The following is an 11098-nucleotide window of genomic DNA, read 5'->3' as shown; positions in this document are numbered from 1 at the left end:
GTCCAGCACCATCGCCGCCGCGCGGTTCAGGTCCGGCCATGAGATCAGAATGTGGCGTGCCCTGGCCACCGGAAACAAATGCAGAGATGCTCGCGAAGATCCCTCGGATGTTGCGGAACCCCATGTTTTGCAAGATAGCCTGGCGCTGCAACGGCTATTTGCCGCAGTTCAGAGTGCAGAGGAAAGACGATTTATCCGATCAAACGAATCCGTTTGATCGGATGTTGCTCTAACCGGCGGCTTTTATCCGACACAGGGCCTCCCCCCCCCCCCGCATAAGCGGGCCAATTCCGGAAGCGCCGATCAAGAAGCCAACAGGGCCGTATTGTGCGAAAAGCCGCTTGCCCACAGTTCGAGGAATCCCTGGCGGTGAGGCCGGTGGCGGCCGGCGATTTTGTCGGGCAGGCAATCTGCACATCAGGGGCGCGCGCCGCGCGCACGCCCGGTCTTTGCTTACACGATGCCGCCACCGCCCCCCGCCTTGGCCGGGCGGATGCGCGCCACCGCGGCGCGGTAACCGCTCGCCCGGTAGGCGCTCAACGGCTCGATCGCCGCGCCGGCGCGGGCACGGGCCATGCCCAGGATCGGCTGCACATCCGTCAGGAAGGCGCGCTTGAGCGTCTGGCTGGCCATCAGCGCGTCATTCTGCGCCTGGAAGCCGGCCAGCGCGGCGCGGTCCACCAGCAATGCCTGGGCAAAGGCCCGCTGCACCTCGATGGCGCTGGTGATCAGGCTTTCGATCGGGTCGGTCACGTTGTGCGATTGGTCGAGCATATAAGCCGGCGCGAACCCCGGCGCCTGACGCGCCTGGGCGCCGACCAGCTCGTTGAACACCAGGAACAGCCGGTACGGGTCGATCGCCCCGGCATCCAGGTCGTCATCGCCATATTTGGAATCGTTGAAGTGAAACCCCGCCAGTTTGCGCGCATGCACGAGCCGGGCGACGATCATTTCGATATTCACATTCGGCGCGTGATGCCCCAGATCAACCAGGCACAGGCAGCGCTCGCCCACCGCCTGCGCGGCCAGCAGGGAAGATCCCCAATCCTGGATCACCGTGGCATAGAAGGCCGGCTCGTACATCTTGTGTTCGAGGAACAGCGCGAAATCCGCCGGCAGCGCGCCATACACCGCCTGCACGCTCTCGATATAACGCTCGAACGCGGCGGTGAAATCCTGCTGGCCGGGGAAATTCGCGCCATCGCCGACCCAGATGGTCAGCGCCCGGGCGCCCAGTTTGGCCCCCAGCGCGGCGCAGGCGATGTTGTGCGCCACCGCCTGCGCGCGCACCGCCGCATCCGCATGGGTGAGGCTGCCGAACTTGTAGGAGAGAGGATGCGCCGGATTGCCCGGGTGGTCCTGAAACGTGTTGGAATTCACGGCATCAAAACCCAGCCCCAAGGCCGCGGCGTGCTCCTTCAGGGCCGCCACGTCACTCACCTCATCCCATGGGAAATGCAGCGAGACGGTCGGCGTGGCGGCGGTGAGGCGGTGGATCACCGCGCAATCCTCCAGCTTGTCGAACACGTTGCGCGGCTCGCCGGGCATGGGGAAGCGGGCAAAGCGGGTGCCCCCGGTGCCCACCGCCCAGCTCGGCGTGGCCACGCCAAAGCTGGCCACGGCGCGGGTGACCGCCTCGATATCGATCCCGCGCCGCGCCAGCCCCCGGCCCAGCGCCTCGTAATCCTCCTGCAGGGCCGCCAGCAAGGGCGCATTCTGCGCGGCCAGCGCCGCCTGGTCCAGTTGCGGTGTCACGAACTTGTCCATCTGGTTCACCGGGTGAAAGCGTTGGCGTTGCCGGCATCGACATTCAGGATGTTGCCGGTGGATTTGGCGGAGATCTCTGAGGCGAAGAAGGCGATGCCCTCGGCGATATCCTCCGGGTAGACGCTGCGTTTGAGCAGCGAGCGCTGGCGATAGACATCGTCCAGCTCCTCCAGCGAAGCCTTCTGGTAAGAAGCCGCGCGCTGCTCCCCCCAATCGCCCTGCCAGATGCGGCTGCCGCGCAGCACCGCATCCGGGTTGACCACGTTGGCGCGGATGCCGTGCGGCGCCCCCTCCAGTGCCAAGCAGCGCGAGAGATGCAGCTCTGAGGCCTTGGCCGTGCAATAGGCCGCCGCCCCCGGCGAGGCGACAAGTGCGTTCTTGCTCGCCACCATGATGATCGAACCGCCCAGCTTCTGGGTGAGCAGCATCCGATAGGCCTCGCGCGAGGTCAGGAAATAGCCGGTGGCGAGTATGTCGATATTCTTCTGCCACAGCGCCAGGCTGGTCTCCTCCAGCGGCGCCGCGGAGGCGATGCCGGCATTGCACACACAGATATCCAACCCGCCAAAGGCCAGGGCGGTTTCCGTGAAGGCGGCGGCCAGCGCCTCCTCGCGCGTCACATCCGCCCACACCGCCGCCACTTGGTCGGCGCCATGGGATTTGGCCAGCGCCGCACGCGTGCCCTCCAGCGCCTCGCGGTCGATATCGCACAGCACCACGCAGGCACCATCCTGCAGCAGCCGCCGCGCGGTGGCCGCGCCGATGCCTCCGGCCCCGCCGGTGATGAAGGCGATGCGCCCGGCCAGCGCGCGCGGCCTTGGCAGGCGCTGCAGCTTCGCCTCCTCAAGCAGCCAGTATTCGATGTTGAACGCCTCCTGCTCGGGCAGGCCGCGATATTCGGAAACCGTGCTGGCGCCGCGCATCACATTGATGGCGTTGCGGTAGAACTCGCCGGAAATCCGTGCCGTGGCCTTGTCGGCGGCAAAGGTGAGCATGCCGATGCCGGGGATGAGATAGACCACGGGGTTGGGATCGCGCATCGCCGGGCTGTCGGGGTGTTTGCAGCGTTGGTAGTAGGCGGCGTAGCCAGCGCGGTAGGCGGCTAGCGCGTCCTCCAGGCCGGGCAGCAAATCCGCCGCCTGCTGCGTCGCCGGATCGAACGCCAGCACCAGCGGCGCGATCTTGGTGCGCAGGAAATGGTCCGGGCAGGAGGTGCCCAGCGGCGCCAGACTGTCCAGCGCGTGACTGCCGACAAATTCAAGCACCTCGGGCGCGTCATCGAAATGCCCGACCTTGCGCGGCCCCTCCTGGCTGATCAGCCCGCGGATCACCGGCATCAGCGTCGCGGCCACGGCGCGGCGCGTGGGCGCGGGAGCCGGCTGCACGCGCACCCCCCCAAAGGCGGCGCGCCCTTGCGCCCGCGCTGCCAGAAAGCTGATGGCGCGGTTGATCACCGCCAGCGTCGTCTCATAGCACTCTTTCTGCGTGTCACCCCAGGTGAACAGCCCGTGCGCGCCCAGCACCACGCCTTTGGCCTGCGGGTGCGTCTCGGCAAAGCGCCGCAGCCATAGCCCCAGCTCGAACCCCGGCCGCCGCCAGGGCAGCCAGCCGATCTCGTCACCAAAAATCTCCTGTGTCAGCGCCTCGCCTTGCGCCGCCGCGGCGATGGCGATGATCGCATCCGGATGCACATGGTCCACATGCGGGCGGTCGATGAAGGCGTGCAGCGGCGTATCGATGGAGGTGGCACGCGGGTTAAGGTTGAAGGTGCAGTGATTATACAGCCCCACCATCGCATCCTCCTGCGCCGGGCCGTGATAGATCCCGCGCAGCGCGTGCAGCTTGTCCATGTACAGCGTGGCGAAGCCATCCTGCGTGATGCTGCCTATATCGCCGCCCGAGCCCTTGACCCACAGCACCTGGACCGGGGCGCCGGTCAGCGGATCCGCCATCTCGATTTTCGAGGAGGTGTTGCCGCCGCCGTAATTGGTGATGCGCTTGTCCGCGCCCAGCAGATTGGAGCGATAGACGAGCAGCGCCGCCGGCGTCAGCGTTGCCGCATGCGCCTCGTCCCAGCGAGTCTCAAGCAAAGATGGTGACGTGATGGCGTCCATTGGTTCCTCCCGTGCGGCCGCTTGGTGCCCCCTGGCGTCTTGCGTCATTTTGAGGGGCGATAGCCTTTCCTAGAACACGAAACGATCACAATCAACCAAATTCGATTAATATTGCGTTGCAATATGCGCGATTTTGCTTGACGACTATCAAAAACCGGCGTTTTCTTGCAGAAACAACCAATGAGGACGCCCCGGATGCTCGAACGTGAGCGCCACCACCTGATCCGCAAACTCGTCGAGGATCGTTCCGTCGTCGCCGTGGCCGACCTTGTCGAGCTGCTCGGCGCCTCGGAGGCGACGATCCGGCGTGATATTGGAGCGATGGCCGATCGCGGCGAGCTGCGCCGTGTGCGCGGCGGGGCGGAGGCGCTGCGCCCGCGCCACCAGCCGCAACTCGGCGCCGCGCATTTCAGCGCCGAGGAGCCGGTGGCTCTGGCGGAAAAACAGGCCATCGCCAAAGCCGCCGCCGCCATGCTGGAGGATGGCGACAGCGTCGTCATCAACGGCGGCACCACCACCTATCGCCTGGCCGGGTTCCTGGCGGAGCGGCGGCTCGATGTGCTGACCAACTCCTTCCCCCTCGCGGCTTCGCTGATGCGCAGCCCCAAGCTGCGCGTGACCATCCCCGGCGGCACCATCTATCCCCAGCAGAACATCGTGCTCAGCCCCTTCGGCCACGACATGATGAAGCATTTCTGCGGTCGCCTGCTGTTCACCGGCTGCCATGGGCTGAACGGCTTCGGGCTGATGGAGACCGATCCGCTGATCGCGCAATCGCTGATGTCGCTGCTGGGATGCGCGGAGACGCTGGTGGTGCTGGCCGACAGCCGCAAGCTGCGCCAACGCTCCTCGATGATCGTTGCCCCACTGTCGCGCATCACCACGGTGATCACTGATCGCGGCGCCACCGCCGAGGAGCTCGACATGCTGCGCGCCGCCGGGGTTGAAACCATTGTCGTCGACCCTGAGCCGCTGCAGGCACAGGCGGGAGGATTGCAGGACGTTGCGTGAAGGCGGGCGCCGTGATCGGGGGAGAAGCCACCCCGGCCCGGAACAACCCCGCGGACGGACGAGAGCGATATGTGTTTGGAGTGACGCGCCAGCATCAAGATAAACACAAGAAATTGCTCGCTAATACCAAAATTAGAGCCTCAAGCTGAATCAAAAACAAGGGAGAACCAAGGATGCAAAGGCGTCAATTGATCAGGAGCGGCGCGCTCTTCGCGGGTGCGGCCACGCTCACCGCGGGGCTTGGGCGCAGCGCCCGGGCGGCCGGGGAAATCCGTGTCGGGCTGGTTGCCAAATCACTCGGCAACGGCTTTTTCGTGGCGGTGGACAAGGGCGCCCAGCAGGCCGCCGCGCAGCTCGGCGATGTCAAGGTGATCTTCACCGGTCCCACCACCACCAGCGCCGCCGGGCAGATCAACGTGATCCAGTCACTGATCGACCAGCATGTCGATGCCATCGCCATCTCCGCGAACGACCCGGACGCGTTGGTGCCGATCTGCAAGCGCGCCATGCAGCGCGGGATCAAGGTCATCTCATATGACAGCGGCATCGACCAGGCCGGGCGTATCGTGCATGTCGCCCCCTCCTCCAACGCCCTGATCGGCGCGGCCCTGGACAAGCTGGCGGCGCAGAACGCGCCCGACGGCAAGGGTCAGATCGCCATTCTCTCCGCCACCCCCACCGCCACCAACCAGAATGCCTGGATCGATGTGATGAAGGCACAGCTTGGGAATTATCCCGGCCTGCAGCTCGTCGCCACGGTTTACGGCAACGACCTCGCGGATGACAGCTACCGCCAGACCACCGCGCTGTTGCAGAAATATCCGCAGCTGAAGGTCATCGTGGCGCCCACCTCGGTCGGCATCGTCGCCGCCGCCAAGGCGGTGGAGGATGCCGGCAAGGTCGGCAAGGTCTATGTCACCGGTCTGGGCCTGCCCTCCGAATGCGCCGGCCATGTGCAAGCCGGCTCGATCCGTGATTTCGCCATCTGGAATCCCATCGACCTCGGCTACACCACGATTTATGTCGCAGTGGATCTGGTCAAGGGGGCCCGCGGCCCAGGCGCTACATTGCCCATCGGCCGCATGGGCAGCATCAGCTTCGGCGCGGATGGCGTCGGCGCCATGGCCGCGCCCTTCACCTACGACAAATCCAACGTCGAGGCCTTCGCCAAGATCTTCTGATCGCGGCGCGGCGGGGCCTTGCCCCGCCGCCTCAGCCGGAGAGAGCCAGCCTTATGACCATCCCCCTGCTCAGCCTGTCGGGCATCAGCAAATCCTTCGCCGGCGTGCAGGCGCTGTGCGGCGTCGATCTCGCGCTCTATCCCGGTGAAGTCACCGCGCTGATCGGCGAGAACGGTGCTGGCAAATCGACGCTGGTGAAAATCCTCACCGGCGTTCATCAGGCCGATGCCGGGGAGGTGCGCCTGCAAGGCGCGCCGGTCCATATCGGTTCGGCCGACCAGGCCGGGCGGCTTGGCATCGGCGCCATCCACCAGGAAGCGGTGGTGTTCGATGATCTGTCCGTCGCCGAGAACATCTTCATCACCGACCGCCCGCGCCGCCACGGCTTTATCGACTGGACCCGGATGCGCGAACGCGCCCGGCTGATCCTGGCGGAGCTGGATCCGCGCATCGACCCGCGCACGCCCATGCGCCAGCTCAGCGTGGCGCAGAAGCACTTGGTGCAGATCGCCAGGGCACTGTCCAACGAGGCCCGGGTGGTGATCATGGACGAGCCCACCGCGGCCCTCTCGCACCGCGAGGTGGAGGAACTGTTCGTCATCGTCGAGCGGCTGAAACGGGCCGGGCGCGCCATCCTGTTCATCAGCCATAAATTCGAGGAAATCTTCGCCCTGGCGGACCGCTATGCGGTGTTCCGCGACGGCCATGCCGTCGGCCAGGGGCTGATCAGCGAGGTCGATCGCGACCGGCTGATCGCGATGATGGTCGGGCGCGCCGTGCAGCAAGCCTATCCCAAGGCAGAAATCGAGATCGGCGCGGAGCTGTTCCGGGTCGAGGGGCTGGGGCGCGGCAGCGAGTTCGCGGATATCAGCTTCAACCTGCATCGCGGCGAGATCCTTGGCGTGTACGGGCTGGTCGGCGCCGGGCGCAGCGAGGTGATGCAGGCGCTGGCGGGCATCACCCGCCCTGACCAGGGGCAGGTGACACTGGCCGGGGCGCGGTTGCACGCCGCCACCCCGCAAGCCGCCATCCAGGCCGGCATCGCCTATGTGCCGGAGGACCGGCAGGTCCAGGGCGGCATCCTCGGTGCCTCCATCGCCCGCAATGTCGCCCTGCCCTCGCTCGCGCATCTTTCGCACCGCGGCTTCATCCGCCGGCGTGATGAGGACAGCCTGGCGCAGACCTATGTCCGGCAATTACAGATCAAGACCGCCGGGGTCGGGCAGCGCCTGGAGGAACTCTCCGGCGGCAACCAGCAAAAAGTGGTGATCGGCAAATGGCTGGCCACCGGCCCCTCGGTGCTGATCCTGGATGAGCCGACCAAGGGCATCGATATCGGCGCCAAGACCGCGGTTTACCGGCTGATGGCCGAGATGGTGGAAAAGGGCCTTGGCATCATCATGGTTTCATCCGAACTGCCGGAGGTGCTGGGGCTGGCGGACCGCATCCTGGTGATGCGCCGCGGCCGCCTACGCGCCAGTTTCAACCGGGCGCAGGCCAGCGCCGAAGCCATCGTGAAAGCCGCCACCGATGCGTAAAGTCGGCCGCCTCAAACCCCTGCCGCACGAGGCCGGGCTCGGCCTGCTCACCCTCGCCCTGCTGGCGCTGGTCACCTTGCTGTTCCCGCAGTTCCTCGCCCCGGACAATGTGAAGTCACTGCTCGACGACACCGCCCTGCTGATCATGATGGCGGTGGGTGAGATGTTCGTGCTGCTCACCCGGGGGGTGGATCTCTCGGTCGCGGCCAATGCCGCCCTCACCGGCATGGTGGTGGCGCAGTTCAATGCCGCGCATCCGCAGGCCGGGGTGGTGCCGGTGCTGCTCATCGCCCTGGCGATGGGGGCGGGGCTGGGGCTGTTCAACGGGCTGCTGGTCTGGCGGCTGCGCCTGCCCTCCATCGTCGTCACGCTGGGCACGCTCTCCATCTATCGCGGTTGCGTCTATCTGGTCTCCGGCGGCGCCTGGGTGAATAGCGGGCAGATGTCGCCCGCCTTTCTGGATTTCGTACGGCTGCCGGTGCTCGGCCTGTCCATGCTCAGCTGGATCGGCTTTGGCACGGCCGGGCTCGGCTGGCTGTTCCTGCGCTACAGCAATGCCGGGCGCAACCTATATGCCGCCGGCAACAATCCGGAAGCGGCCGCCTATGCGGGGATCGATGTCGGGCGGATGCAGTGCCTCGCCTTCCTGCTCTCGGGCACCATCTCTGGCCTGGCCGGGTATCTGTGGACGGCGCGCTTCGGCGTGGCCTACACGGATGTGGCCAGCGGGTTCGAGTTGCAGGTGATCGCCGCCTGCGTCATCGGCGGCGTCTCCATCACCGGCGGGGTTGGCGGCATCGCTGGGGTGGTGCTGGGCGGGCTGTTTCTCGGCATCATCAAAACCGCCTTGCCGGTGGTCGGCATCTCGCCCTTCTTCCAACTCGCCGTCAGCGGCCTGGTGATCACCGTGGCGGTGATCCTCAACAGCACCGTCCAGCGCAAGACCCATGGCCGCAAGATCCTCGAACCGGCGGAGGCCGCATCGTGAAATCTCTCCCCACCTCCCTGACCCCCGGCGTGGCCGCGCGGCGCGGCTTCACCTGGCGCGTGCTGCGCCGCTGGGAGAGCCTGCTGGCCCTGACCGTACTGGCGGATGTCTTCCTCAACACACGGCTCTCGCCGTATTTCCTCAACCCCTGGACCCTTTCGGACGCCAGCTTCAATTTCACCGAGCGCGGGATCATGGCGCTGCCCATGGCGCTGCTGATCATCGCCGGGGAGATCGACATCTCGGTGGGCAGCACCATGGCCATGTCGTCGGTGTTCATGGGGCTGGTGGCGCAGGCGGGCGGAAACACCGCTCTGGTCTGCCTCACCGGGCTGCTCGCCGGGGCACTGGCGGGGGCGGGCAATGGCCTGCTGGTGACCTATTTCCGCGTCCCCTCCATCGTCGCCACCATCGGCACGCTCAGCCTCTATCGCGGCATCGCCTACGCCATTCTGGGTGATGGCGTGCTCAAATCCTACAGCAACGCGTTCGCCTGGTTCGGCCAGGGCTATGTGTGGGGGCCGGTGTCCTTTGAGCTGGTGCTGTTCCTGGGGCTGGCGGTGATCTTTGGCATCGTCCTGCATTTCACCGTACTCGGCCGGCGCATCTATGCCATCGGCGCCAATGCGGTGGCGGCACGGCTCGCCGGGGTGCAGGTGGGGCGGACGAAATTCGGCCTGTTTGTGCTGCTGGGCACCTGCGCCGGGCTGGCCTCCATCCTGCTCACCTCGCGCCAGGGCTCAACCCGCCCCTCGCTGGGGCTGGGCTGGGAGCTTGATGTCATCACCATGGTCATCCTCGGCGGCGTCGCCATCGATGGCGGGCAAGGCAGCATCATCGGCGTGGTGCTGGCGGCGTTGCTGATCGGCATGGTCACCTTCGGGCTGTCGCTGCTCAACGTGCCGGGGATTGTGCTGGCCATCATCACCGGGGGCATGCTGCTGGGGGTCGTCGCCCTCTCCGCGCAGCTCGGCCCGGCGCGGCGGCGGCGATGAGCGCGGCCGGGACGCCGGAACAGGTGGCTTGGCGCATGCGCCTCACGCCGGGCCAGGCGGCTGAATATCGCCGCCGGCATGACGAGATCTGGCCAGAGCTGCTCACCTTGCTGCGCGAGGCCGGGATCAGCGATTATTCGATCTTCCTTGACCCGGAGAGCAATGCCTTGTTCGCCGTGCTGCGCCGCCGCGCGGAACATGCCATGGACGCTCTGCCGGCACAGGCGGTCATGCAGCGCTGGTGGGCGTACATGGCCGACATCATGCAGACCGGGCCGGACAATGCGCCCCTCGCCGTGCCCCTGGCGCTGATGTTCCACATGCCATGAGCGGGCTTATCGTCGTCCTGGATATCGGCAAGACCAACGCCAAGCTGTTGCTGCTGGATGCGGCCGGGAGCTGCCTCTGGTCGGCCGAGCGGGCCAGCCCGGCGCTGCCCGCCCCGGACATGGCCCCGCTCACCCGCCAGCTGGATGTCGCCGGGATCGAGGATTGGGCCCTGGCGACGCTGGCCACCATGCCCGGGCGGAAGGCTGTGCGCGCCATCGTCCCCATCGCCCATGGCGCGGCGATGGTGCTGCTCGACGCCGCCGGCACCAGGCTGCTCGCCCCCGATTACGAGGACCCGGCCTTCACCCAGACCCAGCCCGCCTACCGCGCCCAGCGTCCGCCCTTCGCGGAAACCCTGTCCCCCGCCCTGCCGGCCGGGCTCAATCTCGGGGCGCAGATTTTCTTCGTGCAGCAGCGATTGCCGGCACTGTTCGCGCGCACCAGCCGCTTGCTCACCTACCCCCAATACTGGTCCTGGCGGTTCAGCGGCATGGCCGCTTCGGAGGTCACCTCGCTAGGTTGCCACACGGATCTCTGGGCGCCGCAACAGGGCGAATATTCCCGGCTGGTAGCCGCCCAGGGCTGGGAGGGGCTGCTCGCTCCGCTGCGCCCCGCCGCCACCCCGCTCGGCCGGCTGCGCCCAGCGCTGGCCGCATCGCTGGGCTTGCCCGCGACGTGCCAGGTGATCTGCGGGATCCATGATTCCAACGCCTCCTACCTCGCCCATCGCATCGGGCGACCGCCGGCGGCGCCGTTCTGCGTATTATCCTCGGGCACTTGGTGCGTCATCCTGGCCAGCGGCGCCAAGCTCGACGGGCTGGATGAAGCGGCGGACATGCTGGCCAATGTGGACGCGCTGGGCGTGCCCACCGCCACCGCCCGCTTCATGGGCGGCCGGGAATATGCCGCCATCGCCGGAACAGAGACGCCGCCGACCCTCGCCGGGCTTGACGAAATGCTGACCGCCGGCGCCATGGCGCTGCCCGGCTTTGCCCTGGGCGGCCCGTTTCCTGGCCGGGCCGGCCGGCTGCTGGCGGCAGACGCCCTCTCCCCGCCGGCCCGTGCCGCCCTGGCCAGCCTGTATTGCGCGCTGATGGCCGATTACATTCTGGAACGGCTGCAGGGCCAGGGCCCGGTGCTGGTCGACGGCCCCTTCGCCGCCAACCCGCTCTTT

10 protein-coding genes are annotated in these 11098 nt (G+C 67.0%); 8 read left to right on the top strand and 2 right to left on the bottom strand.

The annotated features are described in order from the left end of the window. The coding region (locus tag MXAZACID_RS19810; protein WP_205619822.1) for a hypothetical protein at nt 1-217 on the top strand (217 nt) is incomplete at its 5' end. A 236-nt stretch (nt 218-453) separates the two neighbouring features. Here MXAZACID_RS19810 and rhaI read toward each other — a convergent pair. Together rhaI and MXAZACID_RS14820 are read right to left on the bottom strand one after the other, a co-directional pair. Continuing rightward, nucleotides 454-1767, bottom strand: coding sequence for an L-rhamnose catabolism isomerase (gene rhaI / locus MXAZACID_RS14825; RefSeq protein WP_083878819.1), 1314 nt, complete (start codon nt 1765-1767; stop codon nt 454-456). 5 nt (nt 1768-1772) lie between these two features. Further along, nucleotides 1773-3881: a bifunctional rhamnulose-1-phosphate aldolase/short-chain dehydrogenase gene (locus MXAZACID_RS14820; RefSeq protein WP_008495286.1), complete on the bottom strand. Its 2109-nt coding sequence runs from the start codon at nt 3879-3881 to the stop codon at nt 1773-1775. Between the two features lie 195 nt (nt 3882-4076). Between MXAZACID_RS14820 and MXAZACID_RS14815 the strand changes: the two genes are divergently transcribed. The 7 genes from MXAZACID_RS14815 to MXAZACID_RS14785 form a co-directional block, all read left to right on the top strand. Next, nucleotides 4077-4892 (top strand): DeoR/GlpR family DNA-binding transcription regulator, encoded by an 816-nt coding sequence (locus tag MXAZACID_RS14815; RefSeq protein WP_008495285.1) that lies wholly within the window; start codon nt 4077-4079, stop codon nt 4890-4892. Nucleotides 4893-5065: 173 nt separating this feature from the next. Next, a complete protein-coding gene (gene rhaS, locus MXAZACID_RS14810) occupies nt 5066-6073 on the top strand; it encodes a rhamnose ABC transporter substrate-binding protein (protein WP_039885562.1) in 1008 nt (335 codons plus the stop codon). 53 nt (nt 6074-6126) lie between these two features. Continuing rightward, complete coding sequence (locus tag MXAZACID_RS14805; RefSeq protein WP_008495282.1) at nt 6127-7611, top strand: sugar ABC transporter ATP-binding protein; 1485 nt, start codon at nt 6127-6129, stop codon at nt 7609-7611. After that, nucleotides 7604-8599 carry an ABC transporter permease gene (locus tag MXAZACID_RS14800; RefSeq protein WP_008495281.1) on the top strand — a complete coding sequence of 332 codons (996 nt, stop codon included), beginning with the start codon at nt 7604-7606 and terminating at the stop codon, nt 8597-8599. The genes MXAZACID_RS14805 and MXAZACID_RS14800 overlap by 8 nt, the downstream gene beginning before the upstream one ends. After that, entirely contained in the window at nt 8596-9594 is a 999-nt protein-coding gene (locus MXAZACID_RS14795; RefSeq protein WP_008495280.1) for an ABC transporter permease, read from the top strand. Before MXAZACID_RS14800 ends, MXAZACID_RS14795 begins: the two co-directional genes overlap by 4 nt. Then, nucleotides 9591-9923, top strand: a complete 333-nt coding sequence (gene rhaM / locus MXAZACID_RS14790) for an L-rhamnose mutarotase (RefSeq protein ID WP_008495279.1) — start codon at nt 9591-9593, stop codon at nt 9921-9923. Before MXAZACID_RS14795 ends, rhaM begins: the two co-directional genes overlap by 4 nt. Further along, a partial coding sequence (locus MXAZACID_RS14785; RefSeq protein WP_008495278.1) for an FGGY-family carbohydrate kinase occupies nt 9920-11098 on the top strand: 1179 nt, incomplete at its 3' end. The genes rhaM and MXAZACID_RS14785, both read left to right, overlap by 4 nt.

It is taken from the genome of Acidocella sp. MX-AZ02 (assembly GCF_000306035.1).
Lineage (GTDB): Bacteria > Pseudomonadota > Alphaproteobacteria > Acetobacterales > Acetobacteraceae > Acidocella > Acidocella facilis.
The sequence above is the reverse complement of the archived record's forward strand: the minus strand, read 5'-3'. Positions and strand labels throughout refer to the sequence as shown.